The organism is Pseudomonas sp. UBA1879 (assembly GCF_002338065.1).
Lineage (GTDB): Bacteria > Pseudomonadota > Gammaproteobacteria > Pseudomonadales > Pseudomonadaceae > Aquipseudomonas.
In genome coordinates this window covers 129,474-148,641 of the sequence record NZ_DDHJ01000004.1, presented here as the reverse complement: position 1 = coordinate 148,641, position 19,168 = coordinate 129,474, and the positions used below count along the sequence as shown (strand labels likewise).

The window sequence follows — 19,168 nt, the reverse complement described above, 5'->3', positions numbered from 1 at the left end:
AATGCAAGTGATTCCTATTACCAAACTACTTGCCAACACGTTAACGACACGCACGACACGGAGCGCTATTGATGCCGTCCACGTTCATCCCCGTCACATCCGACTCGCCCAGGACTACCCGCCATTTCACTCTTTCGCTGCTGACCGTGGCGATGTTCAGCGCCGGTCTGCATACGGCGCCTGTCGCTGCCGCCGAGCAGCCTGCGCGTGTCGCGGGCAGCTATGCGTTCGCCATCAAACAGCAGCCGCTGGTATCGGCGCTCAACGCATTCAGCAAGACCACGGGTTGGCAGGTCGGCATGTCGTCGGATCTGGCGAAGGACCTCACCTCGCCGGGCGTTATCGGCACGATGCCCCCGGAAAAAGCGCTGGATCGCCTGCTCGCCGGCAGCAACCTCAGCTACCGCAGCCTCGGTACTCATAATGTCGTGCTTGAGAAGCGCAACGCCGCGGGCGCACTGGCGCTGGAACAGGTCACCGTGAGTGCGACCCGGCAGGCGCAGTCGGTGGCATCGGTCCCTAACACCGTGACCGTACACGACCGCGCCGAGCTGGATCGCCAGAACGTCAACAGCATTCGTGATCTGGTGCGTTACGAACCCGGTGTTTCCGTCGGCGGCGTCGGCCAACGCGCAGGCGCCAGTGGCTTCAACATTCGGGGCATCGATGGGGACCGGATTCTGACCCAGGTCGACGGCGTCGAAGTGCCGGACAACTATTTTTCCGGTCCGTACGCCAACACCCATCGCAATTACGTCGACCCGGAAATCGTCAAACGCGTGGAAATCCTGCGTGGCCCGGCTTCGGCGTTGTACGGCAGCAGTGCCATCGGCGGCGCGGTGAGCTATTACACCCTGGACCCCGAAGACGTCATCAAGCCGGGCAAGGACGTCGGCGCGCGCCTCAAAACCGGCTACAGCTCGGCGGACAACAGCTGGCTGAACTCGGCGACGGTCGCGGGCCGTGGAGGGGATATCGATGCGATGTTGCACGTCAGCCAGCGCAACGGCCGGGAAATCGAGTCCTATGGTGAGCACGGCGGGACAGGCCTGAGCCGTACCGCCGCCAACCCCGCAGACGTTCGCGCCACCAATGTGCTGGCCAAGCTGGGTTGGAACTACGGCGATGACGACCGGCTGGCGTTCACCTACGAGAAATACAAGGACGATACCCACACCGATCAGAAGAGCGCGGTGGGCGGGCCATTCAACGCAGGTCGGGGCTTCGGGTTGTACCGTGGACGCGAGGGCAACGACGTGATCACCCGCGAGCGCTTCGGCCTGGAAAATACCTTCGCCCTCGACAGTCTGCTGGTCGACAACGTGAAGTGGAGCCTCAACTACCAGATTGCCAAGACCGATCAGGACACCCTGGAGCGCTATGTGCCGGGCAGTCGCGACGTGTGGCGCACCCGCGATACCCAATATCAAGAACGTCAGTGGATCTTCGACGCTCAGCTCGACAAGGCTTTCACCCTCGCTGACACCGATCATCTGTTGACCTACGGCACCATGATCAAGCAACAAAAGGTCACCGGCAGCCGCAGCGGCACCGCGACCTGCGCGGCGGTTCTGGGCACCTGTCGGATCCTCGGCGCGCCTAGCCCGACCGCCTCGGACGCGCTCGCGCCGAACAGCGACTTCCCGGACCCTACCGTCAACACCTACGCCCTGTTCGCACAGGACCAGATCACCTGGGGCGACTGGACCCTCACGCCCGGCGCGCGTTACGACTACACCACGCTCGATCCCCATGCGACCCCGGAATTCCTGCGCGCGGTCAATCTGACGGATGCCCGCCAGTTCGACGACAGCGAGAAAAAGTGGCATCGCCTGTCGCCCAAACTGGGCGTGACCTACGCCATCAACGACGCCTACACCTGGTTCGGTCAGTATGCTGAAGGCTTCCGCACGCCGAGCGCCAAAGCGTTGTATGGCCGCTTCGAAAACGTCCAGAGCAATTACATCGTCGAGCCAAACCCGAATCTGGAGCCCGAGAAAAGCCGAAGCTACGAAACCGGGCTGCGCGGTCGCTTCGATGCGGGGACGTTCGACGTGGCGGTTTTCTACAACAAATACCGCGACTTCATTAATGAAGACGCCATCCAGCCGGCCTCATCGAACCAAGCCGTTTTCCAGTCCAACAACATCAAGCACGCCACCATCAAGGGCGTGGAGTTGAAAGGCCGTCTGAACCTGGACACCTTCGGCGCGCCGCAAGGCCTCTACACCCAAGGCGCGGTGGCCTACGCCCATGGCCGCAACGACGACACCGGTCAGCCGATCAACAGCGTGAACCCGCTGACCGGCGTGTTTGGCCTGGGCTACGAGCATGAGAATTACGGCGGCTTGCTGAACTGGACGCTGGTCAAACGCAAGACCCGTGTGGACAGCTCGACCTTCAATGCACCCGACGGGACGTCCAAACAGTTCAGAACCCCAGGGTTCGGCAAGTTAGACCTGACCGGTTTCTACAAAGTGACCGACGATGTGACGGTCAGCGGCGGCCTGTACAACCTGGCCGACAAGAAATACTGGCTGTGGGATGACGTGCGCGGCTACGACGGTGTAGGTGAAGCAGGCGTGACCGCGCCCGCCAGCCTGGATCGCCTGACTCAGCCGGGCCGTAACGTCGCAATCAACGTGGTGTGGGATATCTGACGAGTCGCTCGCCTTCTGGGAGATTCTATGCTCGCTGGCAAACCGCATTCGCCAGCGAGCCGGCTCCCACGGAGGTCATGCCTAGGTCATAACATCTGCGACCGACATCGTACCCGTGGGAGATTCTATGCTCACTGGCAAACCGAATTCGCCAGCGAGCCGGCTCCCACAGGGGTCATGCATAGGTCATAACATCTGCGACCGACGTCGTATCCGAGGGAGATTCTATGCTCGCTGGCAAACCGCATTCGCCAGCGAGCCGGCTCCCACAGGGGTCATGCATAGGTCATAACATCTGCGACCGACGTCGTATCCGTGGGAGATTCGATGCGCACTGGCAAACCGCATTCGCCAGCAAGCCGGCTCCCACAGGGGTTATGCATAGGTCATAACATCTGCGACCGACGTCGTATCCGTGGGAGATTCTATGCTCGCTGGCAAACCGCATTCGCCAGCAAGCCGGCTCCCACAGGGGTCATGCATAGGTCATAAAATCTGCGACCGACATCGTATTCGTGGGAGCCGGCTTGCTGGCGAATAGGTGGTTCAGTCATGAAGATGTCAACTGACACTCCGCTCTCGCCAGCAAGCCGGTTCCCACAATGACCTCCGCACGACCGGTTTTTTTACTGCTCATCGCACCTCACTCGTCTTGTCTACAAGCGCCACATTTCCAAGGAAGACACCATGTTTCATGACCCGATTCGTCGCTTCCAGCGTTTGAACCCGACCACCCCTGCTCCGCGCGAGCCAGTGGACAAAGCCGTCAAAGCCAGTACGCCGTTCAACGCACTGCCGAGCTACACCCGATTTCCCGGCGCTCAGTACCTCATGCAGCAAGAACTCAAAGCGCTGTTCGCCGATCTACCGTTCAGCGACGCGCAGGAACGTGAGATCGACAGACCCGCCCTTGCGGCGTTCGAACGCTTTAAGGTGCTGCTGAGCCACGCCTACACGTCGGCTCCTGAAGCCGAACCTGCCTGAAACGAAGCGTATGACGTCCGGCGCTGGTAAGCTGGGCATCCTTTCGAGGGCCGCGCCTTTGAAACACATCGTCACCCTGCCGCACCCGAGACCCATGATCAGCACACCTCCAGGCAGCAAACTGTCCCGCATCCTCTTCGGCATCCTGGCCTACGTGAGCCTTGCCATCGGGATCATCGCGATTTTCATTCCAGGACTGCCGACCACCGAGTTCATCCTGCTCGCCGCCTGGGCCGCCACCAAGAGTTCGCCGCGCCTGAGCGCCTGGCTGGAAAATCATCGGCTGTTCGGCCCCATGCTGCGCAACTGGCGCAATGGCAAACTCATCGCCCGCCGCGCCAAAATCAGCGCGACCGTCACGATGCTGATATGCGCCGTGGTCATGCTGGTGGTGCTGAAACACAACTGGTGGATTTACTTCGCGGTCACTGGGATGGTGCTGGTGAACATCTGGATCTGGTCGCGTCCCGAGCCAGTCGCTCCACCCACAGCGTGTACGGAGTCTTCCGGCCAGCGCTGAACCCCGGCCACGGCAAGGGGTCTGCTCCTTACGACCATCATTTCTTGAGGGAGCCGTCACATGTTCGAACCAGGCCACCTGCATATCGTCCACCCGTCCCTGCAGCCGGACGACGTCGGTTACGACCTTCATCTGCGCTATGAACCCGCCGAGACCGAGTCTGGCCCCGGCATGCGCTTCACGCTGGAAGGCCAGATCAACGGCCAGTCGCTGAACGAAGCGTTCGACCTTCCCAAGGACAAGGCCTACAACTTCGCCAGCGAAGCCTCACGCATCGCCGAGAAGTACGGGCTGCCCAAAAACGCTGACTGGCATGATATGAACGGCCAATACGACGCCATGTTCGAAGACATTCGCGACAAGCTCGATATGAAATCAGGCGATGCGGTCACGTCTGAACATTTGAATTAGGTACTCAGGCACATGCCATTGAACTAACACTGCCTCCTGCGGAAGTGAGCTTGCTCACGACGACTCACGGTCGAGCAACACTGATGCGCTGTTTGCACAGGCCCCTTCGTGAGCAAGCTCACTCCCAGAGCGGCCGAGCACATCGACGCCATCGCGATCAGGCGTCCATTTACTGGCATAATCGCCCCCGTCTTCCGCCCGAACCTTTGCCCTCCCCATGCGCATTCACGTTACGTTCATCGACCGCGTCGGCATCACTCAGGAAGTGTTGGCGATTCTGGGCGGGCGAAACCTGAACCTGGATGCCGTGGAAATGGTGCCGCCCAACGTCTACATCGACGCGCCGACCTTGAGCCACGAAGTCCTCGAAGAGCTCAAGGATCGGCTGTTTCGGGTACGGGGCGTCGAGGCGATCACTGTGGTCGATATCCTTCCCGGCCAACGCCGCCACCTGCAACTCGATGCCCTGCTCGCAGCGATGACCGACCCGGTGTTGGCGCTGGACAGCGCGGGCCATGTGCTGCTGGCCAACCCGGCGCTGATCGCGTTATGCGGGCGAGAACCGGCGGGCGAGTCGGTGGGCGACCTGTTTTCCGATCCAGCCCTGCACACCGCCCTGTTTGAAAACGGCTTTCGCCTGCCATTGCGCGAAGTCACGCTCAACGGCGAGGCCTTGCTGCTGGACGCCACGCCGATCACCGATGCGGGCGCGCTGCTGACGCTGTATCTGCCGAGCCGTATCGGCGAGCGACTGTCAGCACTGCATCATGATCATGCTGAAGGCTTCGACGCCTTGCTCGGTGACTCCACGCCCATCCGCACCCTCAAGGCCCGCGCCCAGCGAGTGGCCGCACTGGATGCGCCGCTGTTGATTCAGGGCGAAACCGGCACCGGCAAAGAGCTGGTGGCCCGCGCCTGCCACGCCGTGAGCGCCCGGCACAGCGCGCCGTTTCTGGCTTTGAACTGCGCCGCACTGCCCGAGAGCCTTGCCGAAAGCGAACTGTTCGGCTACGCACCCGGCGCTTTCACAGGGGCGCAAAGAGGCGGCAAACCCGGCCTGATGGAACTGGCGAACCAGGGCACGGTGTTTCTCGACGAAATCGGCGAAATGTCGCCCTATCTGCAGGCCAAATTGCTGCGTTTCCTCAACGATGGCAGCTTCCGTCGCGTGGGCGGTGACAAGGAAGTGCAGGTCAACGTGCGCATTCTCAGCGCGACCCATCGCAATCTGGAAAAAATGGTGGCCGAAGGTACGTTTCGCGAAGACCTGTTCTATCGCCTGAACGTATTGAATCTGGAAGTCCCGCCCCTGCGTGAACGGGGTCAGGACATTCTGCTGCTGGCCCGCTATTTCATGGAACAGGCCTGTACGCAGATTCAACGTCCCGTCTGCCGCCTGGCACCCGGCACCTACCCGGCGCTGCTCGGCAACCGCTGGCCGGGCAACGTGCGGCAGTTGCAGAACGTCATTTTCCGCGCCGCCGCCATTTGCGAAAGCGCGCTGGTGGACATCGGCGATCTGGACATTGCGGGCACCTCTGTGGCCCGGGAAAGCGATGGCGAGATCGAAAGCCTGGAGGCCGCTGTCGAAGACTTCGAAAAATCGCTGCTGGAAAAGCTCTACAACCACTACCCCTCGACCCGACAACTCGCGGCGCGCCTGCACACGTCTCACACTGCCATCGCCCACCGGCTGCGCAAGTACGGGATTCCCGGGAAAATCTGAATCACCTGGCAGGCCGTGAATCCTGTGGGAGCCGGCTTGCTGGCGAAGGCGTGGTGTCATTCACCTCTCTATTGGCTACATGCCGCTTTCGTGCGATCGCGGCCCGCCCCAAGCCGGCTCCCACACCACGGCTTCGGCCACAGACTTTATGACCATGCACGATCTTGCGGGAGCCAGCGTAGCCCAAGCCGCGGAACGATTTCGTAACGGTGGAATGATTTCGTTCCATAATGCCCATCAACGCGTTCTGCAAGGCCTTGATCCAGCAACGGTTTTCAAATGCCACATATTTGTAGCGAATTCGCTACACCTGCTGCTCCTGAAAATCTTTAAACACCGTTGAAACCCTTGATTTACAGGCCTGGCGCTAGGTTGGCCGCGATCTTGCTACAGGCCTCCTATCATGCCCGCGCCAACGACGGGCAGTTTTCATTCAGGGGAGTTTCCATGAGCGAGTTGCGTTTCACTGAAGATCACGAGTGGCTGCGCGCCGAGGCAGACGGCAGCGTCACAGTCGGCATCACCGCATTCGCACAGGACGCGCTGGGTGACGTGGTCTTCGTTCAACTGCCTGAGCTACAGTCTTACGACCGTGGCGCAGAAGCCGCGACCGTTGAGTCCGTCAAAGCCGCCAGCGGCGTGTACATGCCACTGACCGGCGAAATCGTCGAAACCAACCCCGCGCTGGACGCCAACCCCGAATTGGTCAACGAAGACCCATTGGGCCAAGGCTGGTTCTTCCGCTTTATCCCTTCCGACGCCGCTGCCGTCGGCCAATTGCTGGATCAGGACGCCTACGACCGTCTGATCAAAGCCAACGCCGAAGCCTGAGGAACGCGTAATGACTGATCGCATCGAATTGAGCACCGCTAACGAATTCATCGCCCGTCATATCGGCCCACGTGCCGATGACGAACACGCCATGCTCGCGACCTTGGGTTTCGACTCGCTGGAAGCCCTCACTGCCAGCGTGATTCCAGAGACGATCAAGGGCACCAGCGTGCTGGGCGCCACTGCAGGACAAAGCGAAGCCGACGCATTGGCTGACATCAAAGCCATTGCCCAGAAGAACCAGCTGTTCAAAACGTTCATTGGCCAGGGCTACTACAACACTCACACGCCAGCGCCGATCCTGCGCAACCTGCTGGAAAACCCGGCTTGGTACACCGCGTACACCCCTTATCAGCCTGAAATCTCCCAAGGCCGCCTGGAAGCGCTGCTGAACTTCCAGACCCTGATCAGCGACCTGACCGGCATGCAAATCGCCAACGCCTCGATGCTGGACGAGGCCACCGCCGCTGCCGAAGCCATGACGTTCTGCAAACGCCTGAGCAAGAACAAAGGCCGCCAGAAATTCTTCGCCTCCTCCCACTGCCACCCGCAAACCCTGGACGTGCTGCGGACCCGCGCCGAGCCACTGGGGATCGAAGTCGTCGTGGCCGATGAAAGCGACCTGGGCGACGTCAGCGAGTTCTTCGGCGCTCTGCTGCAGTACCCGGCGAGCAATGGCGATGTGATCGACTACCGCGAATTGGTCGAGCGCTTCCATGCGGTCAACGCCTTGGTTGCGGTCGCCGCCGACCTGCTGGCCCTGACCTTGCTGACCCCACCGGGCGAATTTGGCGCCGACGTGGCTATCGGCAGTGCCCAACGCTTCGGCGTGCCGCTGGGCTTCGGCGGTCCGCATGCCGCCTACTTCTCCACCAAAGACGCCTACAAGCGCGACATGCCGGGCCGTTTGGTGGGCGTGTCCATCGACCGTTTCGGCAAGACAGCCCTGCGTCTGGCGATGCAAACCCGCGAGCAGCACATCCGTCGCGAAAAGGCCACGAGCAACATCTGCACCGCGCAAGTGCTGCTGGCCAACATCGCCAGCATGTACGCCGTCTACCACGGTCCTGTTGGCCTGACCCGCATCGCCAACCGTGTGCATCACCTGACCGCGATTTTCGCCAAGGGCTTGAGCGAACTGGGTTTGAACGTCGAGCAAGCTTTCTTTTTCGACAGCCTGACAGTGAAGACCGGCGCGAAAACCGCCAAGCTGCACGCCAAAGCCCGTGCTCAGCAGGTGAACCTGCGCGAAGTGGACGCCGAGCGTCTGGGCGTTTCGCTGGACGAAACCACCCAGCAAGCCGACGTCGAGCTGCTGTGGACCCTCTTTGCCACCGACGGCCAGGCCCTGCCTGATTTCGCCGCGCTGGCCAACAGCGTCGAAGCGCGTCTGCCCGCTGAACTGAAGCGTCAGTCGCCGATCCTCAGCCACCCGGTGTTCAACCGTTATCACTCCGAAACCGAGCTGATGCGTTACCTGCGTCGCCTGGCCGACAAGGACTTGGCGCTGGACCGCACCATGATCCCGCTGGGCTCGTGCACCATGAAGCTCAACGCCGCCAGCGAAATGATCCCGGTGACCTGGGCCGAGTTCGGCAACCTGCACCCGTTCGCCCCGGCCGAACAGAGCGCCGGTTACCAGCAACTGACGGACGAGCTGGAAGCGATGCTCTGCGCCGCCACCGGTTACGACAAGATTTCCCTGCAACCGAACGCCGGTTCGCAAGGTGAATACGCCGGTCTGCTGGCTATCCGCGCCTACCACGCCAGCCGTGGCGAAGGGCATCGCGACATCTGCCTGATTCCATCGTCGGCCCACGGCACCAACCCGGCCACCGCCAATATGGTCGGCATGCGCGTGATCGTCACGGCGTGCGATTCCCGTGGCAACGTCGACATCGAAGACTTGCGCGCCAAGGCCATCGAGCACCGCGAAAACCTCGCGGCGCTGATGGTCACCTACCCATCGACCCACGGTGTGTTCGAGGAAGGCATCCGCGAAATCTGCGGCATCGTCCACGACAACGGCGGTCAGGTGTACATCGACGGCGCCAACATGAACGCCATGGTCGGCCTCTGCGCGCCGGGCAAGTTCGGCGGCGACGTGTCCCACCTGAACCTGCACAAGACGTTCTGCATTCCTCACGGTGGTGGCGGCCCGGGCGTTGGCCCGATCGGTGTGAAGTCGCACCTGGCGCCGTTCCTGCCGGGTCACGGCCAGATGGCGCGCAAGGAAGGCGCAGTCTGTGCGGCACCGTTCGGCAGCGCGAGCATTTTGCCGATCACCTGGATGTACATCCGAATGATGGGCGGCGAAGGCCTGAAACGCGCGTCGCAATTGGCGATCCTCAATGCCAACTACATCTCGCGCCGCCTGGAAGAGCACTACCCTGTGCTGTACACCGGCACCAGCGGCCTGGTGGCGCACGAATGCATCCTCGACTTGCGTCCGCTGAAAGACAGCAGCGGCATCAGCGTCGACGACGTTGCCAAGCGCCTGATCGACTTCGGTTTCCACGCACCGACCATGTCGTTCCCGGTCGCGGGTACGCTGATGATCGAGCCGACTGAAAGTGAGTCGAAAGAAGAGCTCGATCGCTTCTGCGACGCCATGATCAAGATCCGCGAAGAAATTCGCGCGGTGGAAAGCGGCGCGCTGGACAAAGACGACAACCCGCTGAAGAACGCTCCGCACACTGCCGCCGAGCTGGTGGGCGAGTGGACTCACCCGTACAGCCGCGAACAGGCCGTATACCCGGTTGCCTCGCTGATCGAAGGCAAGTACTGGCCTCCGGTCGGTCGCGTCGACAACGTGTTCGGCGACCGCAATCTGGTCTGCGCATGCCCATCAATTGAAGACTACGCGTAACGTGCGTCTGAGGCGCTCCGATGCAATTGCATAGGAGCGCCAAACCTGTAGGAGCCGGCTTGCTGGCGAAAGCGGTGGGTCACTGCCGCCGATGCGTCGGGCACACTGCTTACGCCAGCAACCCGGCTCCTACAAAACGCGCCCCACTCTAATAAGAATCCTCCCGGAGCCTGACCATGTCCCTGAGCGTGTTTGACCTGTTCAAGATTGGAATCGGCCCCTCCAGCTCCCACACCGTGGGCCCGATGCGCGCTGCTGCGCGGTTCGTCGAGGGCTTGCGCCGTGATGACCTGCTTTCCTCCACCGCCTGCGTCAAGGTCGAGCTATACGGCTCGCTCGGGGCCACCGGCAAAGGCCACGGCAGTGACAAAGCTGTGTTGCTAGGACTGGAAGGCGAACACCCGGACACCGTCGACACCGAGCACGTCGCTGAACGCCTGCAGCGTATTCGCAGCAGCGACCGCATCAACCTGCTGGGCGAACACAGCATCGAATTCATCGAAAAGCAGCACTTGGCGATGATTCGCAAACCCCTGCCCTACCATCCGAACGGCATGATCTTCCGTGCTTTCGATGGCGCTGGCCTACAGATTCGCAGCCGTGAGTACTACTCGGTCGGCGGTGGATTCGTGGTCGATGAGGATGCGGCGGGCGCTGACCGTATCGTCGAGGACAGCACGCCGCTGGCGTATCCGTTCAAGACCGGTAAGGAGTTGATGGCCCATTGCGCAAGCACCGGGTTGTCGATCAGCCAGGTCATGCTCGCCAACGAAGCCGCCTGGCGGCCGGAAGCCGAGACCCGTGCCGGCTTGCTGACCATCTGGCAGGTCATGCAGGACTGCGTCGAAGCAGGTTGCCGCAACGAAGGCATCTTGCCAGGCGGACTGAAGGTCAAACGGCGTGCGGCGGCGCTGCACCGACAATTGTGCAAAAGCCCTGAAGCCGCGTTGCGTGATGCCTTGTCCGTGCTGGACTGGGTCAACCTGTACGCCCTCGCGGTCAACGAAGAAAACGCCAACGGCGGGCGCGTGGTAACGGCCCCTACCAATGGCGCGGCGGGCATCATCCCGGCCGTGTTGCATTACTACATGCGCTTCATCACCGGTGCCAACGAAGACGGCGTGGTGCGCTTTCTGCTGACGGCCGCCGCCATCGGCATCCTTTATAAAGAAAACGCGTCGATTTCCGGGGCCGAAGTGGGCTGTCAGGGCGAGGTCGGCGTGGCCTGTTCCATGGCGGCCGGTGCCCTGTGCGAGGTGCTGGGCGGCAACGTGCATCAAGTCGAAAACGCTGCAGAAATCGGCATGGAACACAACCTCGGCCTGACCTGCGACCCCATCGGCGGCCTGGTGCAAGTGCCCTGCATCGAACGCAACGCGATGGGTTCGGTCAAGGCGATCAATGCCGTGCGCATGGCCTTGCGGGGTGACGGTCAGCACTTCGTCTCGCTGGATAAAGTGATCCGCACCATGCGCCAGACCGGCGCCGACATGAAGAGCAAATACAAGGAAACCGCGCGAGGCGGGCTGGCCGTGAACATTATCGAGTGCTGATATCAGCCTCACTCATCGGGCTCACTGCAGTTAGCGTCACGAGCCCGGCAACGCATTCAAGGAGTCAACGATGTCCACCACAGAACTGTTGAAAACGCCGCTCAACGCCCTGCATCGGGAACTGGGCGCCAAGATGGTCGAATTCGCAGGCTACGACATGCCCGTGCAGTACCCGGCGGGCGTAATGAAAGAACACCTGCACACCCGCGACCAGGCCGGGCTGTTCGACGTGTCGCACATGGGGCAGATTCTGCTGGAAGGGCCCAATGCCGCCAAGGCACTCGAAACGCTGGTGCCGGTGGACATCATCGACCTTCCTGTCGGCATGCAGCGTTACGCGCTGTTCACCAACGAAACGGGCGGCATCCTCGACGACCTGATGGTCGCCAATCTGGGCAATGACCGATTGATGCTGGTGGTGAATGCGGCCTGCAAGAACGAAGACCTGGCGCATTTGCGCACGCACATCGGTAATCAGTGCACGATCACGCCGCTGTTCGAAGAACGCGCCCTCCTCGCCCTGCAAGGCCCTCAGGCCGTGACCGCACTGGCACGCCTGGCCCCTGAAGTGGCGAAGATGACGTTCATGCAGTACACCACTGTCCAGATCGACGGCATTGATTGCTACGTCAGCCGCTCGGGCTACACCGGCGAGGATGGCTACGAAATTTCCGTCCCTGCCGATCAGGCCGAGTCGCTGACGCGTCGCCTGCTGGCCGAACCCGAAGTCGCGCCGATTGGCCTGGGCGCCCGCGATTCGCTGCGCCTTGAAGCGGGTCTGTGCCTGTACGGTCACGATATGAACCCCGACACCACACCGATCCAGGCCAGCCTGCTGTGGGCCATTTCCAAAGTGCGTCGTGCCGATGGCGCCCGCGCGGGCGGCTTCCCTGGCGCCGAGCACATCTTCGCCCAGCACCAAAGCGGTGCAGCTCGCAAGCGGGTCGGGTTGCTGCCTCAGGAACGCACCCCGGTTCGCGAAGGCGCTGAAATCGTCGACGCCGACGATAAGGTCATCGGCAGCGTGTGCAGCGGTGGTTTTGGTCCGACTCTGGGCGCACCACTGGCCATGGGCTATGTGGATGCAGCATTCAGCGCCCTTGAGACGCCGGTCTGGGCCATCGTTCGCGGAAAGAAAGTGCCGTTGCTGGTCAGCAAAATGCCTTTCGTTGCGCCGCGTTACTTCCGAGGCTGACGCTCTCGTCAAAAAAACTGTGGCACCGCAACAGTGCAAAACACTGCTCGGCTGCCGCAGTCTGAGGCGTTTCAAACAGCAACCAAACTGTCAAAAAACGCACATATGGAATGCTGCGAACAGTAAAAACTATCGATCCCCCGCCCTTGGTAAAAGTTTTTAAAAAACGGCCGAACCCCCCCTAAAACCGGGCTTATCCGGGGCTTGTTTTTGTTACGGAAGTTAGCGTAGAGTTTCCCGACTGTGTTTGCATAGGTCGCTGGGATCGTGACCTGGGCAGTAGCGCCAAAAGCAATGCTACACCCGCTCTACGTTTCTTCTTCCTGCAACCAGCCCAGTACTCTTTCAAGTGAAAGTGACTGTCATTAATTTATGCTCCAAGGAATAAGAAAATGTCTCAACGTCAGAGCGGTACCGTTAAGTGGTTTAACGACGAGAAGGGTTTTGGTTTTATCACTCCAGAGAGCGGTCCGGATCTGTTCGTCCACTTCCGCGCTATCCAAGGCAACGGTTTCAAAAGCCTGAAAGAAGGCCAGAAAGTGACTTTCGTTGCTGTGCAAGGCCAGAAAGGCATGCAGGCTGACGAAGTTCAAGCGGAAGCCTGAATCGCCGAAGCAAAAAGCCCCTGATGTCACCATCAGGGGCTTTTTTATGCCTGGGTTTCATTAAACTGGCCACATCCCGGCGAATGAGCGCTGCTTGTGCCCAGACCTCAGCTGCATCCTCAAGGCGATTTTCCCCCTGCCGGTCTGGGCCGTCGCTTCGCCGCGATTTGCTATGACGGGCTGCTGTGCGTCGCGCTCCTGATGGTCACGACCTTCATCTATAAGCTGATCTGGATGGGGATTGTCGGCGAGGAGAAATTGCGTCAACTGTCTGAATCAGGTGCACTGGACGGCGACCCGCTGCTCTCGACCCTGCTGCTGTTCACCCTCTTCACATTCTTCGCCACGTTCTGGACCCATGCCGGGCAAACCCTGGGCATGCAGGTGTGGGGCATTCGCGTGCAGAACGCCGACGGTACGGCCATCAGTCTGTGGCAGGCGCTACTGCGTTTCGTGGTCGCCATCGCATCATGGCTGTGCCTGGGGTTGGGCTTCTTCTGGAGCCTGATCGACAAGCGAAACCGCAGCTGGCACGACCTGTATTCCGAAACGCAACTGGTGCGGATCCCGAAGCAGAAGAAGACCTGAGCATCACCATGATTCACGTGTGTGGGAGCGGGCTTGCTGGCGAATGCGGTGAATCAGCTAAATATCAAGCGACTGACACGCCGCTTTCGCCGGCAAGCTGGCTCCAACGGTAGATCGCGCATCATCAAATACAAGGTCGCTCCTGTTGCGAGTCAGAAGTGCTGCCCACAAAAAAGCCGACCCTCGGGCCGGCTTTGTTAGTAGCAAGGCTGCAATCAACCGGCTCTGCGCAGCAACCACACCCCTGCCAACGCACACACGCCAGCCGGCACCAGCACCGCGAACAGCGGCGAGAAGCCGAACACCAGACTTGACGGCCCCAGAAGGTCTTGTGCGATGCGGAAGGTGAAACCCACCAGCACGCCGGTGAACACCCGTTGACCGAGGGTCACCGAACGCAGCGGACCGAAAATGAAGGAAATTGCCATCAACACCAGCGCCACGGTCACCAGCGGCTGGAATATCTTGGTGTAGAACGCCAGCCAGTAACGCCCGTTCGCCAGGCCCTGATCGGCCAGATAACGTGCATAGCCATACAGTCCGGTCATTGACAGCGATTCAGGCGGCAGCACCACCGTGCTCAAGAGCTGCGGGCTGAGGGCGATGTCCCAGCGCTCTTCCGGTGTGTTCACGACCTCGGTACGCCCCTCGTGGAATACCGTCGTCGAGACGTCCTTGAGTTGCCAATACTCTTTCTTGTAGTTCGCCTGCTTGGCGAAACTGGCGCTCAACATGTGACGCTGATCGTCGAAACGGTAGCGGGTCACGCCGTACAGCAAACCGTTGGGTTGCACGGTGTTGATGTGGATGAACTCGTCGCCTTGACGGTGCCACAGGCCATGACGCGCGCTCTGCGCATCGCCCGTGCCCTGAGCCAACGAGCGAGCGGCCTGGGCAGACGCTTCGGTGACCGGCGCAACGTACTCACCGATCAACAAGCCCGCGACCATCAGCACCAACATCGGCTTCATGACCGCCCAGACGATGCGGCCGATGGACACGCCCGCTGCCCGCATGATGGTCAGCTCACTGCTGCTGGCCAGCGCACCCAGGCCGATCAGACAGCCGATCAGCGCCGCCATCGGCAGCATGTCGTAGAGACGACGCGGCGCAGTCATGACCACGAAGCTGCCCGCGTCCCAGAAGCTGTAGGTGTCGCTGATGTCGGCCATTTCATCGATGAACGCGAACAGCGAGGCCAGACCGAGAATGATGCCCAGCACGGCCAGAATAGCCATGAATACGCTCTTGCCGATGTACCCGTCGAGCTTAGACATGGGCCACCTCCGACGCGTCGCGGTGGCTCTTCATTTTCAAGCGCAACGGCTCCCAGTACAGCAATCCCAGTCCGATGAAGAGGAAGATCGCATGCACCCACCAAAGGCCCAGAGGTCCGGGAATCTTGCCCTTTTCCAACGCGCCGCGAGCGGCGATCAGGATGGTCAGGTAGGCCATGTACAGCAGAATCGCTGGCAACAGTTTGAGGAAGCGGCCCTGACGCGGATTGACGCGCGACAGCGGCACGGCCATCAGCGTGACGATGAAAACCAGAATGGGCAGCGACATGCGCCATTGCAGCTCGGCTTTGTTTCGCAGACTGCTCTCGCCCGTGAGCAACTCGGTGGTCGGAATCGCGTCGCGGTCGGTGATTTCGTCGCTGATATCAGGCTTCGGCAACAGGGCACCGTAAGTGTCGTACTTGATCGCGCGATAATCGGCTTGCCCCGGATTGCCGTCGTAGCGGTAGCCGTTGGTGAGGATCAGGTAACGGCTGCCGTCAGGCTTGATTTCCTGCTTGCCCTTCTCTGCTACCAGCACGGTGATGCCGTGGTCTTTCTTCTCTTCCAGCTTCTTTTCGGAGATGAACACGCCGCCGAGGTTGATGCGGTCGTCGGTCATGGTCTCGGTGTAGGTCACGCGACTGCCGTCACGCAGCAACTGGAAACGGCCCGGCACTAGCGTGTCGAACTCGGTCATCGCGTCCTGTTTGTTGATCAGCAACTGGAACTGGGTCGCACCCTGAGGCGCCAGGCTGAAACTCAGCCACGCCACCAGCAACGAAACCAGCGCGGCTGGCGCGAGGGTCATCCACAGCAGGCGCTGCTGGCTCATGCCGGTGGCGGCCAGCACGGTCATTTCGCTTTCCAGATACAGGCGGCCGTAGGCCAGGAGAATGCCGAGAAACAGGCCCAACGGCAAAATCAACTGCATGAACCCGGGCAGGCGGAAACCCATGATCAAAAACAGCACGCCCGGATCAAGCGCACCAGAGGCGGCCTGGGCCAGGTACTTGATGAAACGGCCACTCATGATGATTACCAACAACACGGCGCTCACAGCGCTCAAGGTAACCAGCACTTCTCGGGACAGGTAACGGAAGACAATCAAACCAGACACTCCAGGGTCGTCACGCTCTGACAGCCTGACAAGGAAATGGGTCAATCATGGGACGCGCGACCGCGAACCAGCGAAAAAATATGCGGCATTATCCTGTGATTGGGCGTGTCTGTCACTGAGCGCGCCGGATACTTCCTTAACCCGAGCTGACATGGGCGCAGTTAACGGGGTTGTCATCGGTCCGTCAGCGGGGTCAAACTGCGGGCTTTGTCGCGAGCGCCGTGCAGCAAGGCATTGGCAGCCGTCGCGTCGCGCATTCATTTGCGATAACCCACAGTTTATTCGGGGACCCCGACATGGAATTGGTTGTTAAGAGCGTCAGTGCAGAAACCTTGAAGACCGCCACATTGGTTGTCGCTGTCGGTGAAGGCCGTACCCTGAGCGATATCGCGCAAAGCATCGATACCCTGAGCGGCGGCGCCATCAGCGCCGTGCTCAAACGCGGTGACATCGCTGGCAAAGTCGGCCAGAGCCTGTTGCTGCACAGCCTGCCCAACCTCAAGGCCGACCGCGTTCTGCTGGTAGGCACTGGCAAAGAGCCCGAGCTGGGCGACCGTCAATTCCGCAAGCTCGTCAGCGGCGTGCTGAACACCCTCAAAAGCCTGGGCGGCACCGATGCGGCCTTCGCGCTGGATCACCTGAACGTCAAGCACCGCGACATTTACGGGAAAAACCGCCTGCTGGTGGAGACGCTGGTCGATGGCGAATACGTGTTCGACAAATTCAAAAGCCAGAAAGCCGACCCGCGCGCCTTGAAGAAAATCACGTTGCTCACTGCCAAGGCGACCGTGGCCGATGTCGAGCGCGCCGCCAAGCATGCACAAGCGATTGCCGCCGGTGTGGCCGTCACTCGTGATCTGGGCAACATGCCGCCAAACATCTGCCACCCGACCTACCTGGGCGAACAGGCCAAGGCGCTGGGTAAAGCGAATAAAGGCTTGAAGGTCGAAGTCCTCGACGAGAAGAAAATCGCCGACCTGGGCATGGGTTCTTTCCTTGCCGTGGGCCAAGGCAGCGCTCAACCGCCGCGCCTGATCGTCATGCAATACAACAACGGCAAGAAAAGCGAAAAGCCCTATGTGCTGGTCGGTAAAGGCATCACTTTCGATACCGGTGGCATCAGCTTGAAGCCGGGGCTGGGCATGGACGAAATGAAATTCGACATGTGCGGCGCCGCCAGTGTGTTCGGTACGCTGAACGCTGTGCTGCAACTGCAACTGCCGATCAACCTGGTGTGCATCATCGCCGCAGCCGAGAACATGCCGAGCGGCAATGCGACTCGCCCGGGCGACATCGTCAAGACCATGAGCGGCCAGACCGTCGAAATCCTCAACACCGACGCCGAAGGCCGGCTGGTGCTGTGCGACGCACTGACCTACGCCGAACGCTTCAAGCCACAGGCTGTGATCGACATCGCTACCCTGACCGGCGCCTGCGTCGTGGCCCTCGGCGGCCATACGTCCGGCCTGCTGGGCAACAGCGACGCGCTGATCAATCAGGTGCTGGAAGCCGGCAAACGCGCTGACGACCGCGCCTGGCAACTGCCGCTGTTCGACGAATACCAGGAGCAACTGGACAGCCCGTTCGCCGACATCGCCAACATCGGCGGCCCGAAAGGCGGCACCATCACGGCGGCCTGCTTCCTGTCGCGCTTCACCAAATCGTACGAGTGGGCGCACTTGGATATTGCCGGCACCGCCTGGCTGAGCGGCGGCAAGGACAAAGGCGCCACCGGCCGTCCGGTGCCACTGCTGACTCAATACCTGCTCGACCGCGCTGGCGTTTAACGCGCCCCGAACCTCGCCGATGCCTTTTTCGAAACGCCTCGGCGGGGCTCATGCTCTGGAACGTTCATGACCCAAGTCGACTTTTACATCCTGCCCAGCGCCGACCCGCTCGCGCGCCTGGACTTCGCCTGCAAACTCACGGACAAGGCCTGGCGCCTGGGGCATCGGGTCTACCTGCATTGCAGCGACGCCGAGCAACGGGCGGAACTGGACGCCCGCCTGTGGCGTTTCAAGGGCGAAACGTTCGTGCCCCACGGCGCGGTCGAGGATGATCACGACGCCCCAGTCGCATTGGGCATCGGCGACGATCCCGGCCCTCACCAGGATTTGCTGGTCAATCTGGACCTGCGCATCCCTGAATTCTTCAAACGTTTCGCTCGCATCGCGGAGATCGTGGTGGAGGAACCGTCCATCCGGCTGGCGGCGCGAGAGAGTTTCCGCTTCTACCGTGAACAGGGCTATCCTCTGCAGGATCACCGACTGCAGCGTCTTTGAGCACACGATGGACACTTCAAAAAACCTGAAAGACCCCGCGCATCTGCTGGACGACCTCGAGTCGATCCGCGAGCTGCTCGGCGACGATTCCCTGCAACCACCGCTGTTGACCGACGCGGTCCACAGTGAAAGCCAGATTCCGCTGTTGTTCGACGTCGTGACCGGGAAGGTCGTGACCGCCGAAGAGCACGAGGCCAGCGCCGAACACATTCCGGTGCTGACTGCCGAGCCGGTGGCCGCGATTGCATCGCCAACACCCGCCGCGCCCCCGCCTGAACCCACCCGCACCCCCAGCCCGGATGACCTGCTCCACCTCGACAGTGAACTGCGCGCCGCCGCGCAATTGATCATGCAAGACGTCATCCACGACTTCGCTCCGCACATCGAGAACGAAATCAAGCGTCGTCTTGAAGCGCGGCTGGAGCGGTTGTTGAGTCAGTACAACAGCTGACAGGACGACGTTTGTAGGAGCGCGGCTTGTCCCGCGATCGGCTGCGCAGCAGTCGTAAACCATGCAATCCAGTTTATCTAATACCCTGCGTTCGAC

At 61.0% G+C, this 19,168-nt stretch carries 16 protein-coding genes; 14 read left to right on the top strand and 2 right to left on the bottom strand.

The window, feature by feature from the left end:
* The first annotated feature begins 71 nt into the window (after nt 1-71).
* The 11 genes from B3N48_RS03860 (at nt 72) to B3N48_RS03810 (ending at nt 13,942) form a co-directional block, all read left to right on the top strand.
* The gene (locus B3N48_RS03860; protein ID WP_296179703.1) at nt 72-2,660 is read left to right on the top strand and encodes a TonB-dependent receptor; all 2,589 of its coding nucleotides are present in this window, start codon (nt 72-74) and stop codon (nt 2,658-2,660) included.
* Between the two features lie 687 nt (nt 2,661-3,347).
* On the top strand, nt 3,348-3,644 hold the full coding sequence (locus B3N48_RS03855; protein ID WP_296179699.1) for a hypothetical protein: 297 nt from the start codon (nt 3,348-3,350) through the stop codon (nt 3,642-3,644).
* 94 nt (nt 3,645-3,738) lie between these two features.
* Nucleotides 3,739-4,164, top strand: coding sequence for a YbaN family protein (locus B3N48_RS03850; RefSeq protein WP_296179698.1), 426 nt, complete (start codon nt 3,739-3,741; stop codon nt 4,162-4,164).
* A gap of 60 nt (nt 4,165-4,224) precedes the next feature.
* On the top strand, nt 4,225-4,575 hold the full coding sequence (locus tag B3N48_RS03845) for a DUF5064 family protein (RefSeq protein WP_296179696.1): 351 nt from the start codon (nt 4,225-4,227) through the stop codon (nt 4,573-4,575).
* A gap of 217 nt (nt 4,576-4,792) precedes the next feature.
* Entirely contained in the window at nt 4,793-6,301 is a 1,509-nt protein-coding gene (locus B3N48_RS03840) for a sigma-54-dependent transcriptional regulator (RefSeq protein ID WP_296179694.1), read from the top strand.
* Nucleotides 6,302-6,748: 447 nt separating this feature from the next.
* On the top strand, nt 6,749-7,132 hold the full coding sequence (gcvH, locus tag B3N48_RS03835) for a glycine cleavage system protein GcvH (protein ID WP_296179693.1): 384 nt from the start codon (nt 6,749-6,751) through the stop codon (nt 7,130-7,132).
* A 10-nt stretch (nt 7,133-7,142) separates the two neighbouring features.
* Complete coding sequence (gcvP, locus tag B3N48_RS03830; protein ID WP_296179689.1) at nt 7,143-10,001, top strand: aminomethyl-transferring glycine dehydrogenase; 2,859 nt, start codon at nt 7,143-7,145, stop codon at nt 9,999-10,001.
* 176 nt (nt 10,002-10,177) lie between these two features.
* Complete coding sequence (locus tag B3N48_RS03825) at nt 10,178-11,554, top strand: L-serine ammonia-lyase (RefSeq protein ID WP_296179687.1); 1,377 nt, start codon at nt 10,178-10,180, stop codon at nt 11,552-11,554.
* Nucleotides 11,555-11,624: 70 nt separating this feature from the next.
* The gene (gene gcvT, locus B3N48_RS03820) at nt 11,625-12,749 is read left to right on the top strand and encodes a glycine cleavage system aminomethyltransferase GcvT (protein ID WP_296179684.1); all 1,125 of its coding nucleotides are present in this window, start codon (nt 11,625-11,627) and stop codon (nt 12,747-12,749) included.
* A gap of 392 nt (nt 12,750-13,141) precedes the next feature.
* Nucleotides 13,142-13,354 (top strand): cold-shock protein, encoded by a 213-nt coding sequence (locus tag B3N48_RS03815; RefSeq protein ID WP_003175786.1) that lies wholly within the window; start codon nt 13,142-13,144, stop codon nt 13,352-13,354.
* Nucleotides 13,355-13,450: 96 nt separating this feature from the next.
* Nucleotides 13,451-13,942: an RDD family protein gene (locus B3N48_RS03810; RefSeq protein ID WP_296179603.1), complete on the top strand. Its 492-nt coding sequence runs from the start codon at nt 13,451-13,453 to the stop codon at nt 13,940-13,942.
* 215 nt (nt 13,943-14,157) lie between these two features.
* On the opposite strand, the gene lptG is transcribed toward B3N48_RS03810, so the two are convergent.
* Both lptG and lptF read right to left on the bottom strand, forming a co-directional pair.
* Nucleotides 14,158-15,219, bottom strand: coding sequence for an LPS export ABC transporter permease LptG (gene lptG, locus B3N48_RS03805; protein ID WP_296179601.1), 1,062 nt, complete (start codon nt 15,217-15,219; stop codon nt 14,158-14,160).
* Nucleotides 15,212-16,330 (bottom strand): LPS export ABC transporter permease LptF, encoded by a 1,119-nt coding sequence (lptF, locus tag B3N48_RS03800; RefSeq protein WP_296181569.1) that lies wholly within the window; start codon nt 16,328-16,330, stop codon nt 15,212-15,214. Before lptF ends, lptG begins: the two co-directional genes overlap by 8 nt.
* Nucleotides 16,331-16,635: 305 nt before the next feature.
* On the opposite strand from lptF, the gene B3N48_RS03795 reads away from it, so the two are divergent.
* The 3 genes from B3N48_RS03795 (at nt 16,636) to B3N48_RS03785 (ending at nt 19,072) form a co-directional block, all read left to right on the top strand.
* Nucleotides 16,636-18,126, top strand: coding sequence for a leucyl aminopeptidase (locus tag B3N48_RS03795; protein WP_296179599.1), 1,491 nt, complete (start codon nt 16,636-16,638; stop codon nt 18,124-18,126).
* Nucleotides 18,127-18,192: 66 nt separating this feature from the next.
* Nucleotides 18,193-18,621 (top strand): DNA polymerase III subunit chi, encoded by a 429-nt coding sequence (locus B3N48_RS03790; RefSeq protein WP_296179595.1) that lies wholly within the window; start codon nt 18,193-18,195, stop codon nt 18,619-18,621.
* A 7-nt stretch (nt 18,622-18,628) separates the two neighbouring features.
* Nucleotides 18,629-19,072 (top strand): DNA polymerase III subunit chi, encoded by a 444-nt coding sequence (locus B3N48_RS03785; RefSeq protein WP_296179593.1) that lies wholly within the window; start codon nt 18,629-18,631, stop codon nt 19,070-19,072.
* The last annotated feature ends 96 nt before the right edge of the window (nt 19,073-19,168 follow it).

Bases quoted from the DNA above. Each gene is read 5' to 3' on its own strand.
- B3N48_RS03850 (WP_296179698.1), top strand. From the start codon at position 3,739: ATGATCAGCACACCTCCAGGCAGCAAACTGTCCCGCATCCTCTTCGGC.
- B3N48_RS03840 (WP_296179694.1), top strand. From the start codon at position 4,793: ATGCGCATTCACGTTACGTTCATCGACCGCGTCGGCATCACTCAGGAA.
- B3N48_RS03785 (WP_296179593.1), top strand. From the start codon at position 18,629: ATGGACACTTCAAAAAACCTGAAAGACCCCGCGCATCTGCTGGACGAC.
- B3N48_RS03825 (WP_296179687.1), top strand. From the start codon at position 10,178: ATGTCCCTGAGCGTGTTTGACCTGTTCAAGATTGGAATCGGCCCCTCC.
- B3N48_RS03855 (WP_296179699.1), top strand. From the start codon at position 3,348: ATGTTTCATGACCCGATTCGTCGCTTCCAGCGTTTGAACCCGACCACC.
- gcvH (WP_296179693.1), top strand. From the start codon at position 6,749: ATGAGCGAGTTGCGTTTCACTGAAGATCACGAGTGGCTGCGCGCCGAG.
- B3N48_RS03815 (WP_003175786.1), top strand. From the start codon at position 13,142: ATGTCTCAACGTCAGAGCGGTACCGTTAAGTGGTTTAACGACGAGAAG.
- lptG (WP_296179601.1), bottom strand. From the start codon at position 15,219: ATGTCTAAGCTCGACGGGTACATCGGCAAGAGCGTATTCATGGCTATT.
- B3N48_RS03845 (WP_296179696.1), top strand. From the start codon at position 4,225: ATGTTCGAACCAGGCCACCTGCATATCGTCCACCCGTCCCTGCAGCCG.
- B3N48_RS03860 (WP_296179703.1), top strand. From the start codon at position 72: ATGCCGTCCACGTTCATCCCCGTCACATCCGACTCGCCCAGGACTACC.
- gcvP (WP_296179689.1), top strand. From the start codon at position 7,143: ATGACTGATCGCATCGAATTGAGCACCGCTAACGAATTCATCGCCCGT.
- gcvT (WP_296179684.1), top strand. From the start codon at position 11,625: ATGTCCACCACAGAACTGTTGAAAACGCCGCTCAACGCCCTGCATCGG.
- B3N48_RS03795 (WP_296179599.1), top strand. From the start codon at position 16,636: ATGGAATTGGTTGTTAAGAGCGTCAGTGCAGAAACCTTGAAGACCGCC.
- B3N48_RS03790 (WP_296179595.1), top strand. From the start codon at position 18,193: ATGACCCAAGTCGACTTTTACATCCTGCCCAGCGCCGACCCGCTCGCG.